General features: G+C 54.2%; 19 protein-coding genes and 1 pseudogene. 12 read left to right on the forward strand and 8 right to left on the reverse strand.

All coding sequences use genetic code 11. The features are described 5' to 3' along the window. Positions 1-58: 58 nt before the first annotated feature. On the reverse strand, positions 59-697 hold the full coding sequence (locus DU000_RS11050) for a TetR family transcriptional regulator (RefSeq protein ID WP_114403467.1): 639 nt from the start codon (positions 695-697) through the stop codon (positions 59-61). Positions 698-848: 151 nt separating this feature from the next. On the opposite strand from DU000_RS11050, the gene DU000_RS11055 reads away from it, so the two are divergent. The 3 genes from DU000_RS11055 to DU000_RS11065 all read left to right on the forward strand — a co-directional run bounded on the left by DU000_RS11055 (position 849) and on the right by DU000_RS11065 (position 6,840). Beyond that, positions 849-2,081: an efflux RND transporter periplasmic adaptor subunit gene (locus DU000_RS11055; RefSeq protein WP_158529698.1), complete on the forward strand. Its 1,233-nt coding sequence runs from the start codon at positions 849-851 to the stop codon at positions 2,079-2,081. 107 nt (positions 2,082-2,188) lie between these two features. Next, positions 2,189-5,377: an efflux RND transporter permease subunit gene (locus DU000_RS11060; RefSeq protein WP_114403469.1), complete on the forward strand. Its 3,189-nt coding sequence runs from the start codon at positions 2,189-2,191 to the stop codon at positions 5,375-5,377. Next, a complete protein-coding gene (locus DU000_RS11065; protein WP_114403470.1) occupies positions 5,374-6,840 on the forward strand; it encodes an efflux transporter outer membrane subunit in 1,467 nt (488 codons plus the stop codon). The genes DU000_RS11060 and DU000_RS11065 overlap by 4 nt, the downstream gene beginning before the upstream one ends. Positions 6,841-6,930: 90 nt before the next feature. Here the strand turns inward: DU000_RS11065 and DU000_RS11070 are convergent, their stop codons facing one another. Beyond that, positions 6,931-7,581 (reverse strand): hypothetical protein, encoded by a 651-nt coding sequence (locus DU000_RS11070; RefSeq protein ID WP_114403471.1) that lies wholly within the window; start codon positions 7,579-7,581, stop codon positions 6,931-6,933. A 287-nt stretch (positions 7,582-7,868) separates the two neighbouring features. On the opposite strand from DU000_RS11070, the gene DU000_RS11075 reads away from it, so the two are divergent. Both DU000_RS11075 and DU000_RS11080 read left to right on the forward strand, forming a co-directional pair. Beyond that, the gene (locus DU000_RS11075; protein ID WP_114403472.1) at positions 7,869-8,276 is read left to right on the forward strand and encodes a helix-turn-helix domain-containing protein; all 408 of its coding nucleotides are present in this window, start codon (positions 7,869-7,871) and stop codon (positions 8,274-8,276) included. After that, entirely contained in the window at positions 8,273-9,517 is a 1,245-nt protein-coding gene (locus tag DU000_RS11080; RefSeq protein ID WP_114403473.1) for a type II toxin-antitoxin system HipA family toxin, read from the forward strand. Before DU000_RS11075 ends, DU000_RS11080 begins: the two co-directional genes overlap by 4 nt. Before the next feature lie 466 nt (positions 9,518-9,983). Here DU000_RS11080 and DU000_RS11090 read toward each other — a convergent pair whose 3' ends face one another. From DU000_RS11090 to DU000_RS11115, 6 genes are all read right to left on the reverse strand, one after another. Next, the gene (locus DU000_RS11090) at positions 9,984-10,262 is read right to left on the reverse strand and encodes a DUF493 family protein (RefSeq protein WP_114403475.1); all 279 of its coding nucleotides are present in this window, start codon (positions 10,260-10,262) and stop codon (positions 9,984-9,986) included. Between the two features lie 13 nt (positions 10,263-10,275). Further along, entirely contained in the window at positions 10,276-11,448 is a 1,173-nt protein-coding gene (locus tag DU000_RS11095; RefSeq protein WP_114403493.1) for a D-alanyl-D-alanine carboxypeptidase family protein, read from the reverse strand. A gap of 61 nt (positions 11,449-11,509) precedes the next feature. Beyond that, positions 11,510-12,151 (reverse strand): alpha/beta hydrolase, encoded by a 642-nt coding sequence (locus DU000_RS11100; RefSeq protein WP_114403476.1) that lies wholly within the window; start codon positions 12,149-12,151, stop codon positions 11,510-11,512. Continuing rightward, positions 12,148-12,468 carry a (2Fe-2S) ferredoxin domain-containing protein gene (locus tag DU000_RS11105; protein WP_114403494.1) on the reverse strand — a complete coding sequence of 107 codons (321 nt, stop codon included), beginning with the start codon at positions 12,466-12,468 and terminating at the stop codon, positions 12,148-12,150. The genes DU000_RS11100 and DU000_RS11105 overlap by 4 nt, the downstream gene beginning before the upstream one ends. A gap of 42 nt (positions 12,469-12,510) precedes the next feature. Next, complete coding sequence (locus tag DU000_RS11110; RefSeq protein ID WP_158529699.1) at positions 12,511-13,776, reverse strand: VanZ family protein; 1,266 nt, start codon at positions 13,774-13,776, stop codon at positions 12,511-12,513. Then, on the reverse strand, positions 13,754-14,203 hold the full coding sequence (locus DU000_RS11115) for a hemerythrin domain-containing protein (protein WP_114403478.1): 450 nt from the start codon (positions 14,201-14,203) through the stop codon (positions 13,754-13,756). The genes DU000_RS11110 and DU000_RS11115 overlap by 23 nt, the downstream gene beginning before the upstream one ends. A gap of 97 nt (positions 14,204-14,300) precedes the next feature. On the opposite strand from DU000_RS11115, the gene DU000_RS11120 reads away from it, so the two are divergent. The 7 genes and pseudogenes from DU000_RS11120 to DU000_RS13020 all read left to right on the forward strand — a co-directional run. Further along, a complete protein-coding gene (locus DU000_RS11120) occupies positions 14,301-14,489 on the forward strand; it encodes a hypothetical protein (protein ID WP_147267011.1) in 189 nt (62 codons plus the stop codon). 95 nt (positions 14,490-14,584) lie between these two features. Continuing rightward, positions 14,585-14,938: a cation efflux protein, CzcI family gene (czcI, locus tag DU000_RS13120; RefSeq protein WP_114403480.1), complete on the forward strand. Its 354-nt coding sequence runs from the start codon at positions 14,585-14,587 to the stop codon at positions 14,936-14,938. Between the two features lie 148 nt (positions 14,939-15,086). Next, positions 15,087-16,355 (forward strand): TolC family protein, encoded by a 1,269-nt coding sequence (locus tag DU000_RS11130; RefSeq protein WP_114403481.1) that lies wholly within the window; start codon positions 15,087-15,089, stop codon positions 16,353-16,355. 32 nt (positions 16,356-16,387) lie between these two features. Beyond that, on the forward strand, positions 16,388-16,924 hold the full coding sequence (locus DU000_RS11135; protein WP_240001879.1) for a hypothetical protein: 537 nt from the start codon (positions 16,388-16,390) through the stop codon (positions 16,922-16,924). Positions 16,925-16,936: 12 nt separating this feature from the next. Then, positions 16,937-18,067, forward strand: coding sequence for an efflux RND transporter periplasmic adaptor subunit (locus DU000_RS11140; protein WP_114403482.1), 1,131 nt, complete (start codon positions 16,937-16,939; stop codon positions 18,065-18,067). Positions 18,068-18,078: 11 nt separating this feature from the next. Beyond that, the gene (locus tag DU000_RS11145) at positions 18,079-21,198 is read left to right on the forward strand and encodes an efflux RND transporter permease subunit (RefSeq protein ID WP_114403483.1); all 3,120 of its coding nucleotides are present in this window, start codon (positions 18,079-18,081) and stop codon (positions 21,196-21,198) included. A gap of 754 nt (positions 21,199-21,952) precedes the next feature. Beyond that, a pseudogene (locus DU000_RS13020) lies at positions 21,953-22,512 on the forward strand (transposase); the annotation flags it as partial.

Here is a 22,512-nt window from a genome sequence, read left to right on the forward strand (position 1 = left end):
GGCTCGCTCCCCAATTACTTTCACCCACGCCGCCGCAGCGGCGTTTTTTATGGCTGCTTTATTTGGCCTTGGCTTTAATGGGTGGGGCTAAGCGCAAACCGGCCAAAAAAAGATCAATCATCGCGGGCGCATGCTGCCGCAGTGAAAAACCTTTGGGCTCGAGTAACCACTGGTGCATCAACCCGACCAAATACGCGTGATGCGCTTGCATCGCTAATTGCGTATCGGTCTCTGGGGGTAGCTGCGCACTGGCTACTGCTGCTTTAAAGATTTTTTCTAGCTGGTTGAGACATTTGCGCCGACTCTCGCGCTCGGTGACAAAAAAAGCAAACTCATCATTTTTTTCACAATGATGGTAAATGATTTCAAACACCCGGCGCTGACGCGAATCTTGGGTGATGATCGTCAAAATGTGCAGTGATATTTCCCGAATTTGCGCCAGAGGATCAAGGCCAGAACGCTGATCCATTTCAGCCAACAGCAGCTCCATCGGCAAAAAAGCACGATCACATAAGCCATGCAGTAAGGCTTTTTTATCAGTGAAATGCCAATACAGTGCGCCCCGCGTGACGCCAGCGTGCTGCGCAACCTGTGCCAGCGTGGTGCGCGCAACCCCTTGCGCACAAAACAACTGCTCTGCAGCATCTAGCAACTTATGATAGGTCACTTCTGCTTCGGCTTTGGTTTTTCTCGCCATAGGAGGGAATCAAATCAAAGAAATAGATTATGCCAAAAAAATGAAATATACATACAAGCATGTATGTATATAATCAGTCACCTGCTCACTTTAATCGACCCTAATAATGACTTCCCTTTTCGCTCGCTTTAGTCTGACACGTCCATATTCAATGCCCCGTCTTGCGCTTGCGCTGATATCGCTGGCTGGCTTAGCCCTTTCCGGCTGCCAACCTTCGGCAGAAAAAAATACGGCAGGCGGGGCAGGCAAAGGGGGTATGCCGCCGCCCGAAGTCAGCGTGGTAACGCTGGCCCCCAAAGACATTGCCTTTAGTTTTGAATATGCCGGGCAGACAGCGGGTTACCGCGAAACCGAAGTGCGAGCGCGTGTGAATGGCATTTTGGAACAACGCCTGTTTGAAGAAGGCAGCAAAGTGAAAGCGGGAACCATTCTATTTCAGATTGACCCGGTGCCGTATCAAACCCAACTCAATGCTGCCGAAGCCGCTGCGGGGGTGGCAGAGGCCAAATACAACCAGACCAAGCGTGAGTTAGCGCGGCTCGCGCCCTTGGTGGCGGAAAAAGCGATTAGTCAAAAAGAGTTCGACGACAGCAGGTCTGCCTTTGAAAGCGCCGAGGCGAGTTTGAAACAAGCCCGCGCGCAAGTGAATGAAGCCAAATTAAATTTGAGCTATACCCGTGTGGTTGCGCCAATTGACGGCGTGACCGGCGTTGCCGCCAAAGCCAATGGCAGCTTGGTGAGCGCGAGCGATAACCTGCTCACCACGCTGGTACAAACTGATCCCATGTATGTGAATTTCAGCTTGCCTGAGGCCGACTACCTGCGTATTACCCAAGCGCAACAGCAAGGGCAAGTGAGCATTCCCAGCAACAACAGTAAAGGTAATGCCGGGTTAGGCTTTGAGATCGACATCAAACTGGCCGATGGATCACTCTACCCCGGCCAGGGCAAGCTGACATTTGTGAGCGCCAAGGTCAATCCCAACAATGGAGGTTTCGATGCACGGGCACAGCTGGCTAATTCAGAAAACCGCCTGCGCCCTGGGCAGTTTGTGCGCGTGATACTACGTGGTGCAGCGCGTAAGCAAGCGCTGGCGATTCCGCAGCGTGCGGTGATTGATGGCCCCATGGGCAAAATGGTGTTTATCGTCGATCAAGACAACAAACTCGCGCCTCGCCCCGTCAAGCTGGATGGCTGGGGCAATGGTGAGTGGGTCGTCACCCAAGGTTTACAAGCCGGTGACCGTGTGATGGTGGAAGGCGTGATTAAGGCACACAACCCCGGTATGGTCGTCAAGCCCGTGGATTTTGATCCGAATGCGCCAGCCAAAGGGCCTGGTGCAGAAGCCAATAAAGCGCCCGCTGCCCCTAAAAAGCCTGAATAAATTTGATTGCTCGTCATGCGCGCGCATAGACACCAACGCATGCACAGCTAAGTGGACAACTAAGCAACTAGGCAACAAGCAACTAAGCGCGCCATCAAGGAATCGTTATGTTTTCAAAATTTTTTATAGAACGCCCGATTTTTGCGAGCGTACTCTCGATGCTGCTAGTGCTGGCGGGCTTGGCCTCGCTGCGCGTGCTGCCGATTTCACGTTACCCCGAAATTTCGCCGCCCGTGGTCAACGTCACCACCTTTTACCCCGGTGCCTCTGCCGAGGTGGTAGAGCGCACCGTCGCGGCGCCGATTGAAGAGCAGATTAACGGCGTGGAAAACATGCTGTATATGGAATCCACTTCTTCTGCGGATGGCCGCGTCTCGATTAACGTCACCTTTGAAGTGGGTACGGATCTGGATATTGCGACAGTGAACGTGAACAACCGCGTGCGCCAAGCCGATGCCAAGCTACCGCAAGAAGTACGCCGGCAAGGGGTCACGGTTTCTAAAGGGTCGTCCAATTTCTTAGTGGTAGCCGCACTGTACTCCACCGACAATCGTTACGACGCGCTCTACCTTTCTAACTACGCGACACAAAACATCTTAGACCCGCTCAAACGGATTACCGGCACCACCAACGTGCAGATTTTTGGGGCCAAAGATTACGCGATGCGGATTTGGCTGCGGCCCGACCGCATGGCACAGCTCGGTGTGACCGTAACGGACGTGGCGAATGCGATTGGGGAGCAGAATGCCCAATATGCCGCCGGTAAGATTGGTGCGCCGCCTAACAATAGCGAGGAGTTGACGCTCACCGTCACCGCACGCGGGCGCTTGCTCGAACCAGAACAGTTCGCCAATATCATCGTCAAAGCCACGCCCGGCGGCGGCACGATTCGAGTAAAAGATGTGGCGCGGGTTGAACTGGGCTCGAAAGATTACAACTTAAACGCACGGGCGAATGGCCATCCCTCCGCCGCGATTGGGGTGTTCTTGCAAAGCGGGGCAAACGCGCTGGAAGTGCGTGCGGCCGTTGAGCAAACGCTCAAGGATCTCGCCTCGCGCTTTCCCGAAGGCATGACCTACAGCACGCCGTACGACACCACCCCCTTCGTAAAAGAATCGATTCGCGAAGTATTAAAAACATTGGCCGAGGCGATGGTGCTGGTGTTTATTGTGGTGTACGTGTTTCTGCAAAGCTGGCGCGCCACCATCATCCCCACCTTAGCCGTGCCTGTCTCGCTCATCGGCACGATGGCGGGCTTGCATTTGCTCGGCTACAGCCTCAATACGCTCACCCTGTTTGGCATGGTGCTGGCGATTGGGATTGTGGTGGACGACGCGATTGTGGTGCTGGAAAACGTGGAGCGTCTGATCAATGAAGAAGGGCTGAACACCCATGATGCGGCGATTAAGGCCATGCAGGAAGTGACGGGGCCGGTGGTCGCGATTGTGCTGGTGTTGGTCGCCGCGTTTGGACCGATTGGTTTCTTGGGCGGGCTGGCGGGTGAACTCTACCGCCAATTTGCCGTGACGATTTCGATTGCGGTGGTGCTCTCCGGTTTGGTCGCGCTGACGCTCACGCCCGCACTGTGTGCGCTCTTTCTCAAACCCGGTGCCGAAGAACACAACCGCTTTTTTACTTGGTTTAATGGGGTGTTTAGCCGCATGACCAAAGGCTATACCAATGGCGTCACCTTCTTCCTCAAGCGCGCCGGGCTGGGCGTCAGCCTCTTTGCGGCGATGATTCTCGCCACCGGCCTGCTGTGGAAAATGGTGCCGCGTGGCTTGGTGCCCGATGAAGATCAGGGCTACTTTATTGGCGCAGCGATTTTGCCGGAAGGCAGCTCGCTCGCCCGCACCGATGCAATGGTGAAAAAGATGGAAGATGCGGTGAGCAGCAACCCCAACATCGACACCACCTTTGCGCTGGTTGGCTTGGACTTCTTAGGTGGCGGCGGTTTGAAATCGTCTTCCGCCACCATGTTCTTCCCGCTCAAGCCGTGGGAAGAGCGCGCCCAGTCAGCGAAGGAATTGGTCGGTGAAAGTTTCTTCAAAACCGGCAACATCCGCGAAGGCTTACCGCTGTTCTTTAGCCCGCCCGCCATTCAAGGCTTGGGGCAAACCGGTGGCTTTGAGTTTTATCTGCAAAACAAAGGTGAAGGCGGTGTGAAGCGTTTGGCGCAAATCCTCCCCGCGTTTTTGGAAGAGGCCAACAAACAGCCGGAACTGGCCGGTGTGAAAACACTATTCCAAGCCAATTCCCCGCAGCTGTTTGTGGATGTGGATAACGAAAAAGCCCGCTCGATGGGCGTGCCCTTGGCCGACATTTACAATACGCTCGCCGCCACACTGGGCAGCTACTATGTGAACGACTTCAACAAAAATGGCCGCATCTACACCGTGCAAATGCAGGCCGAAGGCGAGTTCCGCTCCAAGCCGGAAGACATTGGCAATCTCTTTGTGCGTGCGACTGCGGGCAGCAATGCGGGCAAGATGATTCCGATCCGCGCCCTCGCCGATGTACGCTTTGTGACCGGGCCGGATTCGGTACCGCGCTTTAACGCCCTGCCCGCCATCAAACTCCTCGGCGAAGCCAAGCCCGGCTATAGCTCGGGGCAAGCGATTGCGGCGATGGAACGTGTGGCCAAAACCGCGTTGCCGAGCGATGTAGGCTATGACTGGGGCGGCGCGTCCTTCCAAGAAAAACGCAGCAGCAATGCGGGCGGCTTGGCCTTAGGCGCGGGCGTGTTGATGATCTTCCTGATTCTCGCCGCACAGTATGAAAAATGGTCGTTGCCCTTCTCCGTGTTGTTGGCCATGCCGTTCGGGATTTTTGGGGCGCTGCTCGCGGTGTTCCTGCGTCACTTCAACAACGACGTGTATTTCCAGATTGGATTGGTCACCTTGCTCGGCCTCTCCGCCAAAAACGCGATCTTGATTGTGGAGTTTGCGGTCTACAAAATGCAGGAAGGGTATCGCCCTGTGGCTGCTGCCTTGGAGGCTGCACGCTTGCGCTTCCGCCCGATTTTGATGACCTCCCTCGCGTTTATCTTGGGCGTGGTGCCGCTGGCGTTTTCCAGCGGTGCCGGTGCAGCCGCCCGGCAATCGCTTGGCACCGGCGTGCTCGGTGGCATGTTGGGCGCGACAGTGCTGGCGATTTTCTTTGTGCCGCTGTTTTTCAAGCTCATCAATGACCGCCGCATGAAAACAACCGAGGAAGATTTTGCGCACCCTGAACCGCTTAATAGTGCGCCCTCATCACACAGTGCTGTGGCTATTCTGAACAAGGATGCATCATGACCTCGGCTCGACTTTTTACGCGAACCAGCCTTAGCCTTATTCTTGGCGCTAGCCTGACCGCTTGTGCGGTAGGCCCCACTTATCAGCGGCCAGTCATCAACACGCCCAACGAACTCAAACAATTGCCGGTGGCGCAAGCCGTACAAGCCCTGCCGAAAAAACTCAAACAAGTTGATATCGATTGGCTGCATTGGTGGCGCACGTTCAACGACCCGGTGTTAGACCAACTACTCGAAGAAGCGGCTTACAGCAACCAAGACATTCAGCTGGCTGCCGCCCGAGTTGAAGAAGCGCAAGCGCAGAGTGTTTACACCAATCTCAGCCGCTATCCCGGCATTGACGCCAATGTGGGTGCCTCACGCGCCAAAATCAGCGAAACCACCGGGCGCGCCGCGCCCGGCATTCGCACCACGAACAATAATTTTTTGGCTTCGCTGGCGATTAATTATGAGATTGATTTTTGGGGCAAATACAGCCGCGCCAATGAAGCAGCACGCGCCCGTTTGTTAGCCCAGCAAGCCAATCTGGGGACCGTGAAAGCCAGCCTATATGCCAGCGTCGCGCAAAGCTATTTTGCCTTACGGGCCTTTGATGCACAGCATGAGTTAGCGCAAAGCACGCTGCAAACCCGGCTGGAACATCGGCGTTTGCAGGAAAAACGTTTTCAGGCTGGGGTGATTGGTGAGCAAGATTGGCAGCAAACACTATCCGAAGTCGCCAGCGCAGAAATACAGCGGGCACAGGCGCGGCAAAATCAGCAACTCGCCGAAACCGCCTTGGCGATTTTGCTGGGCCGTTCCCCTGCCGCTATCGCCAAACCAGAGATTGCACGGGGTAAAAATCTACAAGGATTATTTGATCAAGTCGCCTTACCCGCCGAGCTCCCCGCAGAAATTCTCACCCGGCGGCCCGACCTGGTCGCCGCGGAGCAAAGCTTAATCGCTGCTAATGCCGATATTGGCCAAGCCAAGGCACAATATTTCCCCAGCATTAAGCTCACCAGTGGTAGCGGTTATGAATCACGAAACCTGGCGGATTTGATTCAACCCAGCTCCATGCTCTGGAACCTCGGCGCAAATTTAGCGCAACCCGTGTTTCGCGGGGGGCTAATCAGCTCCCTGATCAACGGCGCCAAGGCCCGTAAAAATCAAGCTTTAGCGCAGTATGTACAGTCGGTACAGTTTGCCTTTCGGGATGTACACGATGCGCTGGTCAATGTGGCTGCCAATGAAGAGATTGTGACTGCGGCACAAACCCGCCAGCAAGCCTTGAAAGAAACCCTGCGGCTGGTCAACCTGCGCTACACCAACGGCTACAGCAGTTACCTCGAAGTGCTCAATGCCCAGCGTGATTTATTCCAAGTAGAAAGCACGCTGATTGATACTCAACGCGCCCAACTCGCGGCGACCGTGAGTTTGTATAAGGCCCTGGGTGGGGGATGGGCGGGGCAGCAGCTCAAATAATTAACTAATTATCCCGAGGCGCTGCGCATCTCTCCTGCCTATACTTGTAACCCAACATAGCGTTGGATTACAAAAAACTTGACAGGATGTTTATTGATTCCATCTGAATGAATTAATAAATTGTGCTTTTCTTAACTCTGCTCCAGAAGGAAGGGCTTTTTCAGATATTGGGAAATTCACCCATATGTGTGCAAGGCAATTCTCTTTTTTAAACGCGTATGATGAATGTTGAACGGTAAATCCTAGGGCTCTTTGGGTGCCTGATTTACGCTCAGGGATGATTTGAGTATACGTAAATTCATTTGGCAACGCTTTGTCAGCCTGTTGGTTTATCAATGGGTTGCCATAGGCTGCTGAAAACTGTGCAGAATATTGATCCCTAATAACTTTTGCCAATTCATGCGCAGATTTCATGTTCGATTCTTCTGGCAACTTGCAAAATAGATCTACTCGGTACACTTCAGCAGGGTTTAACGTCGATGAGAAAACAATATGTGTTTCGTTTTGAAGATAAGTTTCCTCAATCTGCATATAACTGTACGCAGTAGAATTAACAGGAAACGGCACATTGATCTCAAAAATTTTATCTTGAGATGTGTATATCCCACTTCTCAATTCACCTTTTGTTGCCTTAGGCGCTGGAATCAAGCCACCTATTGACCCACCTGTCGAACTGCAACCAAATAAAAATAGCGTTACGACTAAGCTAGTCCAACGTAGTTTACGATTAATGATCATCATGGTTGATCTCATTCCATAGAGGTTGCAAATGCTAAATGGGCTTGGCATCAAATACCCCTGATAGGCCGCTGCTGGTAACAATTTGAATGCAGGAATTATCTAGCGGCACTGCTTTCAAAATCTTATCCATACTCGTTTACCTTAATGGTTCAAATCTCCAGTCATAGAATTGAATATACTAAATTAAAGCATGATAACCACAAGTATATAGGCCAGCAACCGCTCAGCTAGAGCTAGCTAATAAAACATATACTTGCTCAAATATAATTATTTGGTAAAGTATATGTATGTCTAAATCTTCCCCCTCCTTATCTATTTTGCCACCCGAAGCGGCGAGTGCGCTGGTTCAGCTTGGTGAGCACCTCGCTTTAGCGCGGGTGCGCCGCAAAGAATCGCAACGCGTCTGGGCGCAGCGCATGGGCATTTCGGTGCCGACCTTGGTGCGTATGGAGCGCGGGGATGCGAGCGTGAGCATGGGCGTGTATGCCACGGCGCTGTGGATGATGGGGCAGAGCGCTGCGCTAAGCGATTTGGCTGCGCCGGAGCAAGATCGGGGGGCGTTGGAATCCGATGTGCGGGCAGCCAAGCGCACCCGCGCCGTGCGTTCGCAAGCGTCATTGGCGGCGCGGCTGGCGCAAGGCAGTGTCGCTAAGCAGGGGAATACGCCTAAATCACCCAAGCAGGTCAAACCATGAGCCGACTCTATTCCTTAACGGATCAACTTTATCTGTGGTACTTGGGCCAGCCTGCGCAGCCGCGCTTGGTGGGCGAGCTAAACTTGGTGCTGTCGGGGCGCGGGGTCTCGCTGCGCTATGCCCCTGATTGGCTAGAGCATGGCTTTCCGCTGAGTGAAGATTTGCCTTTGCTGGACATGGAACATTTACCGCGCAGCAAAGATGTGGCGACGGGGGCGGTGGATGATGCACGGCCCGACCGCTGGGGCGAGCGGGTGATTCGTTTACTGGAGCGCCCACCGCGCTTGTCTGTGCTGGAAATGCTGTACTTTGCAGGCGATAGCCGCTTTGGCGCATTGGGCGTATCGACTTCGGCCACGGCGTATCAACCGCATCGCAGCCCGGCCTTACCGACCTTGGCCGATGTGAATGCCGTGCATGAGTTGGTGCAGCAAGTGCTGAGTGGGCAACCGATTGAGGAAGCCCAGCGCCGCTTGATTGCGCCGGGTGCAACGATGGGCGGCGCACACCCCAAAGCCGTCGTGCAGATAGACGGGGCGGAATGGGTGCTGAAGTTTGCGGAAGAGCGGCATTCCTACGAGCCATTGGTGGAACATGCGGCGATGACGCTGGCCGCGCAAGCCGGGATTACCGTCGCCGAAACCCGCCCGATTCCCTTGCAACATGGCTTTGCGGTGGCAGTGAAACGCTTTGACCGCCTTGAGTCTATCGCCTCTACGCCTGCGCTACGTTGCCATGCGCTTTCAGCCAATGTGGCTTTACAGGCTGCGGGGGTGGCGTTGTCTTACCCGAATTTGGCGCAACTACTGCGACGGCGCGGCGTGCTGGAAAATAATTTGTACCAAAGCCAAATGCACGAATTGTTTCGCCGCATGGTGTTTAATATTTTGCTGGATAACACCGACGACCATGAAAAAAACCATGTGCTGCTGGTGACAGATGCACATCAATATGCGCTCGCGCCCGCGTTTGATGTGTTGCCCACCGGACAGGCCTTGGGCTATCAGGCCTTAGAAGTGGGAGCGGAGGGTGCGGTATCGAGCTTGGAAAACGCGCTCTCGATGTGTCGTGCCTTTGGCCTAACACCCGCTACGGCACGGGCAGAAATAGCGCGTGTAATCGCTGTGGTGAATAGCTGGCAAGCCCACTTTGCAGCGTGTGGCGTACCTGCCTCTGTGATTGAACAGCTAGTTGCGCAGATTGATCGGCCTTACTTATTGCAGCAGCGGCAGGTGCAATAAACTCACTCGCCGCACCTTGTCTAACGTGGCTTTACTCACAGTACATCGAACGTTATCAACCGCATGTATTTGCGAATTGTATCGGGCAGTTATTTGCGCATACCGGATGCGTGGGTAGCACAAAACATTGAAACGTTCCAGGTACGGGTGACCCAGGTAAATTGGCTGGATCGCATGATTTTGCCGCATCACAAATCATGGCAGGCAGGGGCTCTTTACACATGTAAGCGGTTGGGGGTTGCTGAGGATCAATGACGACGGTGCAGCCAGATGGGCCGCCCGAGGTTAGCTTGCTGGATGGGGATGAAGGCGTTTTCGTTGATTTAGATGTTTCAGCACGAGCATTGATTGCGTATGTAAAATTAATCGCTATCGCCAAGCAACAACCAAAGAGCAAACTTTGCTTAAACTGCATGAGACACTCCTGTTCAGGTAAGTCTATTCATGTTACTGGGTGATACGGGACTTATAAAACCACCTTCACCATCGGGTGCCCCGTAAGTGCGCGATAGAGGTTATCGAGCTGCTCGCGCGAAGTGGCGCGAATAGTGCAAGTGAGGCCAATGTAGTTGCCGCTGCTGCTGGCGCGGATTTCAACGGTGCTGGCATCAAAATCCGGCGCGTGAAGCGTGACAAGCTCGACAATGGTTTGTGCAAAGTCATCATGCCGTTTGCCCATGATTTTCAGCGGAAAATCCATGGGGAAATTCCATAGCGCGGCGTTCGGGTCTTCGGTGGTGCTCATGCGCTACGCTCGGTTATTTGAACCACAGGCGCACGGTATCCCATGCGCGGCCAAAGACCCCGGCCACAGGCACGGCTTCGAGTGCGGTAGCAGGCACTTCGGCCACCACTTTGCCATCTACGGTGAATTTAATCGTGCCTAACACTTGGCCAGCGGCAACAGGTGCTACCAAGGGTTGTTTGATTTCGAGATTGGCTTGTACGCGTTCTGCCGTGCCTTTGGGAAGGCTGACGTAGATCGGTTGGTTAGCGCCAATTTTGACTTGGCTGCTTTTGCCTTTCCAAATTTCTGGGCTGCTGACTACTTGGTTGCCGTCATAGACTTTCACAGCATCGTAATATTGAAAACCATAGTTGAGTAAGCGTAGGCTTTCTTGGGCGCGTGTATCCATCGAATTGGTGCCCAACACGACTGAGAGCAGCCGCCGCTGACCACGTTTGCTAGATGCGATCAGGCAATACCCAGCCGTTTCAGTATGGCCAGTTTTGACGCCATCAACCGTGGGGTCAACAAACAAGAGGCGGTTGCGGTTTTCTTGTTTGATTTTGTTGTAAGTGAAATCTTTAATCGCGTAGTAGTGATACTGCTCTGGGTAATCTTGAATCAGGCGGGTTGCTAAGCGGGCGAGGTCGCGGGCGGTGGTGTAATGCTGGGGGTCGGGCATGCCGCTGGCGTTCATGAAGTTGGTGCCTTTCATGCCCAGGCGCTGCGCTTCGCGATTCATCATGGTGACAAACCCCGCTTCGGTGCCGCCACCGACGGCTTCAGCCAAGGCCACAGTGGCATCATTACCCGATTGCACGATCATGCCTTTAATCAGCTCTTCGACAGTGACAGGCACTTTGGGGTCGATAAAGGTCCGCGAGCCTCCCATTTTGTAGGCGGCAGTCGAGACGGGCACAGTTTGATTCAGGGTCAGCACCTGCTGCTTGAGCGCGCCAAAAACGAGATAGGCGGTCATGAGTTTGGTGAGAGAAGCGGGCTCGATCCGGCTGTCTACTTCATGGCCTGCTAATACTTGATTACTGGTTACATCCAATAGCAACCACGATTTCGCCGTCATCTGCGGCACGGGGGCCATACCAATTGGGGTTTGCGCCTGCACGCTGCTCAGCCCAATCAAGCTCACGAATAAAAATAACCAAACCCGGCTGGCTGGCCGCACACGAGAAAGAAAATTTTTCATACCCATCATCAAAAGAATGTTCGCGACGCGCATTATAGCTGTGCCACTTAAGGCGATTCGGTCATTCAGCCGATTCGTTCACGCCCGCCCAGGCTTGGAACACAATCTGTTTCAAGGTGGGCAATTTGCCGTGGAAAAAGTGGTCTGCCCCCGGCACAACGACCACGGGCAAGCTCTGTGGGCGCGCCCAATCGAGCACGCTCTGTAGTGGTACCGTGTCATCTTGCTCACCATGAATCACCAGCGTATCCGCAGGCACCGGCAAGACCTCCCAGCGTGAGGTCGCCGTACCCACCAGCACCAAGCGGCTTGCAGGCCGATTAAGCGCGACTAAGCGCTGCGCAACATGGGTTTGCACAAAGCTGCCAAAAGAAAACCCCGCCAAAATCAGCGGCAGTCCAGCATAGCGGCGCTGCTCATGCTGCTCAATAAAGTCCAATACCGCCAATAAATCATCGGTTTCACCAACGCCAGCAGTATGTTCGCCGGCAGTCTGCCCGACCCCGCGAAAATTACTTCGTACGACCAAATACCCCAGTTGCACAAATGTCCGCATGAGCGTGGTGACGACTTTGTTATCCATCGTGCCGCCAAAGAGCGGGTGCGGATGCGCCAGCAACACCACGCCACGCGGTTGTGCTTGCTCGCCATCAAGCGCGATTTCAATGGGGCCGACGATACCGGGGATAATTTGCTTACTCATATTTTTAAGCGCTCCACGATTTGGCCTTTTTGTAGGTGGGACTGAATGATTTCATCGATATCTTCTTTATCAACATAGGTGTACCAAACCGCCTCGGGGTAGACCACCATCACCGGCCCTTGGTCACAGCGATCGAGGCAGCCCGCTTTGTTAACCCGGCATTTGCCTTCGCCATTTAAGCCGAGAGCTTTAACGCGATCTTTGGCATAAGCTTGTAGCTCGGCAGCCTGGTAGTTGGCACAGCAACCTTCGCCGGGTGCGCGCTGATTCAGGCAGAAAAAAACATGGTGCTTAAAATGGCTGTGAGAAGTAGACATGGTTGTTTGTAGCAGTGTAGTCATTAACAAAAAGGGATATGCTCAGCGGTTTGTCGCAGATGGCCGATCGAGATGTTTGATCAAGTACAACAAAGTCAAGACAGGCCACCCCGCATCTAACCACAACACCAAGCCGTGCCAATTAAACCACGGCCCAGGCGACCAACTTTCCAACTGAGCCTCTGCATAGAGATTTTCTGGGGCCAGATTAACCAGAAAAAAGCTGCCAAAGAGCGCCAGCAAGGCCAATTGCAGTAAGTGACGGCGGCTTAGCTGTAGATTGATTGTGCTTAGCAATAGCAAGCCAGCTAAGGCCATGCCTGCCCAAGCACCAGGGGTTAGCCAGCTCCAAGTGGCACTGACACCTAACAAAATTCGATGCACCAAGGCCTTGCTGAGCAACACGGCAGCCCCACTCGCCAACAGCAAGCGACGCTGGGGTGCCGTGGTGTGCAAGCTGGCGAGTAACAAGCACCCCGGCACCAGTAAATTCGCCGTGACCAAAAGCGTTTCAATTGCCACAAAAGCTTCACTGCTCAAGGCACGGCTCACGCTCTGGGCGCTCCCTGAAGCGAGCTGACTATCGGGGAAAAATTTAAGCCACCAAGACCAATTGAGCCACGGCAAAGGCTCGGGCCACCAGCTTTGTAGCCAGGGTAAGAGATATTGGGCCCAATCGCCCACCGCGAAGAGATAAGGTTGTGGCCGCCACTGACTGAGCAACCACAAGCCAAGCAAAATCAGCGCAAAGTGCGCTTCGGGCTGCAACCAGCGCGCCCGCCAGCGGGCGAGAGCCGCCAGCCCCAGTAACTGGTTGAAACGACTCACGCCAAAGGCAGCACCGAGCAAGGTGCCGAGGGTGTTCAACAGCGTGTCTAAGTTGGAAGGAACACGTGCGGGTAAATACACTTGGCCGATTTCCATCAGACCAGACCAAGCAAAGCCCATGAATGTGGCGATCAGGCAAGCAACCCCGCCGCGCCAGCGCGGCGACAAGGCCAGCACCAAACACAACCCTAGCGGTAAGTAAGCAACGACATTGGCCGCCAGATCAAACAACGTGCGGTAAGTGGGCAACGGCGCAAAAATAAAGGCCAGGGGAGATAACCCCAGATCGCGCCAACCACTGAGGGGATACCAGGAGACAAAAGCAATCAATAAGGCGCAAACCCAACTGGCATGGCGGGCCAGTGATGTGGGGGGGTGATAAGGGCTATAGCCTAATGGCGGGGCCGGGCGGGCGCGGTAGCCTGTGGCTCGCGCAGGCGAGGGTGGCTGAAAGCGCTTAGGCCGCGCACGACGCGCCACGACAATCCTCTTGGTTAATCGATTCTTTCATACTGTGCGCCAGCACGTTATCCATCGTTTGCACATGGTGCTCAAACCAGACCGGCAATTCCTGAACCAGATTTTTGCCAATTTGCCACTCGCCCATTGCCACGCGGCGTAACACCTCATCCACCACCTTCAATACATTGGTGTGTTCAGTTTTATGACAACCAAATGCCTCTGGCCCAAATTGGGTCATCATCTCATTCTCGGCCTCAAAGTGTTCGGCCAGATGGGTTCGCAATGCCTGCAGGGGGGCGAGCCAGGAAACGCCCTCGGGCAAGCCCTCAAAAGCTGCCAAATGCTCAAAAAAAGCCTGATGCAGGTCATCGATAGGGGCATAGTTCAACTGTAAGGCTTGCGCTTGGGCCGCAAGGGCTGGAGATAAATCGGTGGCAGCAGTCATCGGCAGGGGCTCAAGTTCGTGAAATGGTTGATGGCATAAGTCTACCGTATGTCGCTAGGGCTGCGCAGGCACGGTAAGAATGTTGCAGGGTCTAGCCATGCCGGCAGGCTTTGGCGTGGTCAGGGCAGCGGGCGGCTTGTTCGACACTCAGGTGGGCGAGACTGTAGACGCTGGCTTCGGTGTAACGGACGAGCACTTGTTTGTTAAAAATGAGGTGCTAGTGGGCTTGGGTGACGTTGATGGTTGTGAGTGCGGCGAGGGTGAACCAGATCATGATGGCTTCTGACAACTGTCGGCCTTTCCCAATGACCTTAGGGACTCCAGAGTAGAGCGACTCGGCCAGTTGACTCACAATTCTAAATTCACTATGATTCGCGGGCTATGAAACGGTACTCGATAATCTTTCTGCTAATTCTGTTGCCCGTCCAATTTAGCTGGGCAGCAATGGCTAGCTATTGCCAGCATGAAAGCGGTGTGGCCACCAACCACCCGGGGCATCACAGCCATGCCCATCAGGCAACCGACCATCATGAGTCTGGCAAAGATGCGTCGCCATCGACTGGGGTCCATCACGATTGCGGAACTTGTCACATGGGTTGCGCGACAGCCCTGACCGGTAACCATAGCTCGCCTAGGATTGCGATCGGCCAGCACTATCAAATCGACTACAACGTTAACCTCTCTCGGGCGCATACAGAGCGACCTGAACGGCCTCAGTGGCTCCGGCTTGCCTGATCGGCGAGCCTCGGGTTTCTTCGTACTCTATTCGAATCCCCTGTGCGCTATCGCACGCGATGCTTTAGGCGTTGAGCGCTGAAGCTCGCGACCGCTGCATCGCTGTTCGCTGATCTCCTTAGATATTTTTCTGCATTGGAGATGAACCATGTTTTTGAGTAAAAAAAGGACGGTATCCCTTCGATCCGTGCTGTCGATCGTTGCCTTGAATTGTTGGGTCTTAAGCGCTCAGGCACAGGGTACTTCCGCTGCGGAGCCGACCGACGCGACATTGTTAAAGCAAGTTTTCGAGACGGCCTGGCAAAGGCAGCCGGAAGCGCGCGCACTTCAATCGCGCAGGGAAGCCGCGCAAGCACAGGCCAAAGCTGCCGACCTACTGTCTCCTGAGGCACCATCGCTGGAGATCAACCAGCGATCTGACGAAATAACCGGCAATAACGGTGTTCGCGAAGCCGAAGTAGGTATCGCGGTTCCGCTCTGGCTTCCAGGGCAACGTAGGGCAAGTGCAAAGTTGGCACAGGCTGAGATCTCATTTGTCGAACGCCGACTTATCGCCTCCCAACTGCGGCTTGCGTCTTCCGTCAGGGACGCTTGGTGGGCTTGGCAGCGGACTCGCGTCGATGCCGAACTGGCGCGCGAGCAGTTGTCCAACGCTCGACGGCTGGCCGCAGACGTTGCCAGGCGGGTGCAAGCAGGTGACTTGGCTCGCTCGGATCAACATCAAGCCGAAGGGGCCGTGGCAGCGGCAGAAGCACTTTCAGCTCAAGCTCAAGCTGCAACTGCCATCGCATTTACCCAACTTGCTGCACTAACAGGCGGTGTCGGCCCGTCTGAATCGACCAGTAGTGTGGTCGGTGAGCCGTTACCAGTTCCATCCCAGCCAGCCCATCATCCACTGCTGGCAGCGCTGGAAGACCGCATCGCAGTTGCCGAACGCACAGCCAATTTGATCAGCACCCAGAAACGGTCAAACCCCGAACTCACTGTCGCCACGACGCGAGACCGTGGCGGCTTTGGAGAGCGGTATGGCCAGACGGTATTCATCGGCATTCGAATACCGTTTGGTTCAGGCCCCCGATATGACGCCCGAATAGCGACAGCGCAGGCTGAAACCATTGAGTTGCAGTCACAACTGATCCTCGAGAGAGATCGAATTCAAGCCGATCAACGTGGCGCTGCTGCTCGTGTGGAGGCAGCGCGCACCCAGCTTAACGCGGCCGAGCGACGGGCTAGGCTGGCCAGGGAGTCCCGCGGTTTTTTTGACAAGTCGTTCAGACTAGGCGAGACCGATCTACCGACGCGCTTACGTATCGAAGTTGAGGCTGTCGAAGCAGGACGGCAAGAGGCTCGAAGCCGAATTGATCTGGCCGCCGCCATTTCAGCGTGGCGTCAATCATTGGGTTTGCTGCCCCAATGACGTTGACACTATACAAATAAGAAAGGAATCCCATGAAGCTCATTCGCGCTATAGCTACCGCTCTATTGGCAATGACAGTTAATCTGCCCAGCCCATTGGCGATTGCTGGGCCTGGACACGACCATAGCGAAACGCCAGCGCAAACCACTGGATCAGCGCCACCGCGTTTCGCTGCTGCCTCCGAAGACCTCGAACTGGTCGGCATTGTCAACGGAACGCTTGTCACACTCTATTTAGATCGCTTTAAAGACAACAGCCCGGTCAATGATGCCGAAATCGAAATTGATATGGCAGGCTACAAATACAAGGCGGAAAAGCATTCTGACGGTGAATATGAGGTCATCCTCAAGGACATGCTCAAACCTAGCGTCATGGCAATCACTGCAACCATCAAGACCAGTAACTTGGTCGATCTGCTTGCTACTGAACTCGATTTGCACTCGGACAAAAACGAACAAACTATCCGCTTTTCCTGGAAAGACATCGCTGTGTGGATTGGCCTTAGCTTGCTTGCTCTGATAGCGCTGGGCGCGATCGGTCACTTGCGCCAAAAAACTCGTCGTACTTAAGGAACCATTCACATGAAACCCAATAACATTGAGAAAAAGCTCCACTGGATTGCTTTCGTCACCGCTACGAGCCTTGTGGGCGCGGTAGTGCCCTCTCATGCAGGTGAAGGTCATGATCACGGCGCAACATCTGCCGTGACCAACACCCATGGTCCGCAGCGCATGGCAGATGGCAGCGTCTTTTTGCCCAAGCCGGCCCAACGCCAGCTCAATGTCCGGACTCTGGTGGTAAAGAGTGCTGACTTGCCGCGCTCCATTGAGCTCAATGGTCGGGTGATGATGGATCCCAATGCAGGCGGAAAGGTCCAACCCATTAACGCTGGACGGATCCAGCCGGGCCCCAAAGGCTTGCCCAACGCCGGCCAAGCGGTGAGAAAAGGCGATGTGCTAGGCTATGTGGTCTCAGCAGCCGCACCTCTAGAGAAAGCCAGCCAATCGGCCCAGCTGGCTGAAATTCGTGCTGCTAAAGCGCTTACCGAAAAGCGCTTAGCTCGCTTACGTGAGTTAGCTGATACCGTACCCCGCAAGGAGATTGAAACTGCAGAGAGCGAATTGGTCAGTCTGACGGATCGTTTGGCTGCTGTCAGCGCCGGCTTGACCAACAAGGAGGCGCTGTTAGCTCCGGTTTCTGGTGTGATTGCTTCCGCTCAGGTGGTGGCAGGTCAAGTGGTTGACGCACGTGAATTGATCTTTGAAATCGTCGACCCCAAGCGACTTCGAATCGAAGCCCTGGCTTTTGATAGCGCAATTGCGAAAAACGTAGGTGGAGCCACACTAGCGATCAATGATCAACAGGTACCTTTGAACTTCATTGGTGCTGCGCGCAGTTTGCGCGAGCAGGCGCTTCCTTTAAACTTCCAGATCCAGAGTTCGGAACTGCTGGGCTTAGCCGTTGGGCAGCCAGTCAAGGTGATTGTTCAGTCCAAGCAAAAGCGACAGGGTATTCCAATTCCTCAAGCGGCACTGATGAAGAATACTGCCAACCAGAACATCGTCTGGGTCAAGACTGCGCCTGAGAAGTTTGAACCCCGTACCGTGACCTTCGAACCCTTGGATGGCGTACAAGTTACAGTGACTACGGGTTTGAAGTCTGGCGATCGTGTGGCAACCCAAGGGGCCACCCTTATCAACCAAGTCCGGTAGGGAGCTAAATTATGTTTAAGTGGCTTCTCGAAAACAGCCTGTCCAACCGACTGTTGGTGCTCATTGCTGGCGCCGTGTTGATGGCCTACGGGGCCTTCACCTTGACGCGAACGCCGGTAGACGTCTTCCCAGATCTGAACAAGCCCACGGTCACAATCATGACCGAGGCAGGGGGCATGGCAGCCGAGGAGGTCGAACAGTTGATCACCTTCCCGCTAGAAACAGCCATGAACGGATTGCCAGGCGTGGAATCGATCCGCTCGACTTCATCTGCTGGTCTGTCCTTTCTGTATGTGACCTTCAATTGGGATACGGAGATTTTTCGGGCGCGCCAACTGGTATCTGAGCGGCTGTCTGCGATGGAAGGGAGACTGCCTGCCGGGATGCAGCCCCGCATGGGGCCGATCAGTTCCATCATGGGCGAGATCATGCAGATCGCTATTCCGGTTGATCCGCAAAAAATCTCCCCTATGGCGGTTCGTGAGTACGCAGATTGGGTTCTTCGTCCTCGACTTCTGTCCATTTCGGGCGTCGCACAGATCATCCCCATTGGCGGCGAAGTCCGCCAGTTCCAGGTTCAGCCCAATACAGCGCGCATGTCGGACCTAGGCATCTCCTTGGACCAGTTGGAGTCGGCCTTGCTCGGCTTTTCAGCCAACACCTCTGGCGGCTTTCTGGAGCTAAATGGGCGCGAATATCTGATCCGAAACCTCGGTCGCACTTCCAACTTGGACGATTTGCGCAATCTGGGCATTGCCGCTAAGAATGGTCAACCCATCTTGCTGCGTCAGATAGCTGAGGTCACCTTTGCCGCGGCCATCAAGCGTGGGGATGCAGGCTTTGAGGGTAAGCCGGCCGTGATTTTAGGCGTACAAAAGCAGCCAACGGCCGACACCCCCAGTTTGACCAAGTCGATTGAGGAAGCCATCTCGGATCTCAAGGCCTCGCTACCCACTGGTATGGAGACCCCACGCGTGACTTTTCGGCAAGCCAGCTTCATCGAGGCCTCGATATCGACACTTCAAGGCAAGCTCATTGGCGCATCGATTTTTGTCGCGGTCATACTTTTCTTCTTCTTGGGTACGGTGCGACCCACCATAATCGCGCTCACAGCCATCCCAGTATCGATCTTCATCACGGCGCTAGTATTCAAGTACTTCGGGTTATCGATCAACACGATGACGCTGGGTGGACTTGCGATTGCCATTGGTGGCCTGGTGGATGACGCGGTGGTGGATGTGGAAAATGTTCTGCGCCGTCTCAAGGAAGACCGTACCAAAGATCCAAGCCAGCATATGCCGCTTCGTTCTCTCGTGGCCAAAGCGTCTATGGAGGTGCGCTCGGCCATCCTCTATGCGACGGTGATCATCGTACTGGTCTTTTTGCCGCTGTTTGTATTACCAGGTATTGAAGGAAAGTTGTTCGTGCCACTGGGTATAGCTTTCATCATCTCGACATTAGCCTCTTTGCTCGTATCAATGACAGTGACTCCGGTGCTGAGCTACTACCTATTACCAGGGATGAAAAATCTAGATCATGGAGATACCAAGGTGTTGGCTTGGATCAAGCACCGCTACAAAAGGGGTTTGCAGGCGGTGTTGGACAAGCCACGCATAGTCATCGCGAGTGCGGCGGCTGCGGTGCTGTTAGCAGCAGCTACTGTCCCGCTCTTCCCAACCACTTTTTTGCCCCCCTTCAATGAAGGCACGTTACTCGTAGGCATGCGGCTGAACCCAGGGGTCACATTGACAGAATCGTCTGCCCTGGCGCGCCAGGCAGAAGTGCTGATCAAACAAGTGCCTGAAGTAGTTTACGTCGGCAGGCGCAGCGGGCGGGCTGAACTTGATGAGCACGCCGAAGGTGTTCATGTGAGCGAACTTGATGTTGGGATCAAGCCCTCGGGCGAATTGACTCGTTCGATGGATGAGGTTCGTACCGATATCCGTTCACGGCTGGCTAATCTCCCAGCTTCCATAGAGGTGGGACAACCAATATCTCATCGAATCGACCACATGCTCTCGGGCGTACGATCACAAATCGCTATCAAGATTTTCGGTGAGGACCTTGACGTACTTCGAGGGCAGGCCGATGCACTGCGGTCGCGCCTAGCAGGTATCGAAGGCATCGCCGATCTGCAAATAGAAAAGCAAGTCCTTGCGCCACAGATCAAAGTGCGGGTGGACTACACGGCAGCTGCACAATACGGAGTGTCTGGCGCACAAGTACTGACCACACTGCAGACCCTGATCGAAGGCCAACTTGTTACCCAGATCATGGAAGGAAGTCGTCGTTTCGCGCTGGTTGTGCGTTTACCCGAAGCGGCCCGCTCACTAAGGGGCCTGGACCAGTTACTCATTGAAACGCCCACAGGCAGAGTGCCTTTATCTAAGATCGCAACGATTGAAGATGCCGATGGACCAAACCAAATCAGCAGGGACAATGGTAAGCGGCGCATTGTGATTTCTGCCAATGTTTCTAGCCGTCCGCTTTCGGAAGTCATTGCAGACATCCGCAAGATCATTGGGGAATCACGGCTGCCAGAAGGTTACTTCATCACCCTCGGCGGACAATTCCAGGCGCAAGAGGAAGCATCACGCCTGATCGCCGTGCTATCTGTGATTTCTATGGTGTTGATGTTTTTGGTGCTCCACAGCCGCTACAAGTCCACCGTCCTGTCGGCTTTGATTATGGTGAACATTCCCCTTGCATTGGTAGGTGCCGTGGTGGGGCTGTGGCTGTCAGGTCAACCCCTTTCAGTGGCGGCGTTGATCGGCTTCATCACTTTGGCAGGCATTTCGGTGCGCAACGGCATTTTGAAGGTTAGCCACTACATCAACCTTATGCGTATTGAGGGAGAGTCCTTCAATACACAAATGATTTTGCGCGGTTCAATGGAACGTTTGAGTCCGGTATTGATGACCGCGTTAGTCACCGCCTTTGCCTTGGCCCCCTTACTCTTCGAGGCCGAGCGTCCGGGCACGGAGATTTTGCATCCTGTTGCTGTCGTAATTTTTTCGGGTCTGATCAGCTCAACACTGCTCGACACCTTTTTGACACCGGCTATGTTTTGGCTCTTCGGACGCAAACCTGCCGAAGCACTCTTGCAAGACAAAGACGCCGAAGCGTTCTGATAGATTACCCACAACCTGTACTATTACCTCAAAAGGATAACTCATGAAACTTCATGCTTTCTTAATTGCCTCGTCACTATTCTTGAACGGGCTCGCCTGGGCTGGATCCAGCGATGGTACTCACAAGCCTATGCATGGTGGCGTTCTAACGACTGTAAAGGATATTGACTATGAATTGGTTGCCTCACCCACGACTCTGCGTCTATACGTACGTGATCACGGCAGAGTAGTCGATCTATCGAAGGCCTCGGCTAGATTAACCTTGCTTACTGGCACTGAAAAGCAAGAAGTCGACCTCAAGCCCAACCGAGACAGACTGGAGGCAACAGGGGCCTTCAAACTGAGTGGAGGCACGATAGTCGCTGCCGTTATCTCATCAGGCGGAAAGCAGTCGACAGCGCGATTTGTCCTCAAGTGAAGAGAGCTTAGTTAAGACGCTAGCATCAAAACTGCTACATGGCAGTGGCGAATCAGACAAGATCATGTGACCGTGGCTGCTCACCATTCATGCACATCCAGGGGCTGCTACTTTGGCAACAGGCTTTGGCGTGGTCAGAGAAAACACTCGGTAGCTTGTTTCACAATCAGGTGGGCGAGACTGTAGACGCTGGCGTAGTAACGGTAATTCTCGTTCAGATAAAGACGCCATGAGAATTCCCCCCAAAGTTTTCACGTTAAAGAGGCCAGGGATACTGTGACCTGCTCCCCGAGATTAGTCCCGAATTGAATTAGAGTTTGCCTCAACGGAGGCAACATGAAGAAGCGATTCACGGAAGAACAAATTATCGGCATCCTGAAAGAAGCCGAGACAGGCGCAAAGATTGCAGAGCTATGCCGTAAACATGGCATCAGCGATGCGACGTACTACAACTGGAAAGCCAAGTTCGGGGGCATGACCGTCTCAGATGCCCAAAGGCTCAAGATGCTGGAAACTGAGAACGCCAAGCTAAAGCGTTTATTAGCCGAATTCATGCTCGACAATGCTGCCCTGAAAGATGTTGTCAGCCGAAAATGGTAAGCCCACAAGCCAAGCGAGAAGCGGTAACGCACCTAATAACAGCACACCCTTTGGGCGTTACCCGTGCTTGTGGGCTCATCGGTATTTCCCGGTCACTGTACCGCTACCAGGCCAAGCGTGTCAGTGATACTGCGCTCAAGGACCGACTGACTGAGCTAGCGACGCAGATGCGCCGCTATGGTTACCGCCGACTACATGTGCTGCTACGTCGCGAGGGGTGGCAACTCAACCCAAAGCGCACGTATCGCGTGTATCACGAAGCTGGACTGATGGTCAGAAAACGCAAGCCTAAAAGA

Origin of the sequence: Parvibium lacunae, assembly GCF_003335215.1 — a bacterium.
In the GTDB taxonomy this organism is placed as follows: domain Bacteria; phylum Pseudomonadota; class Gammaproteobacteria; order Burkholderiales; family Burkholderiaceae_D; genus Parvibium; species Parvibium lacunae.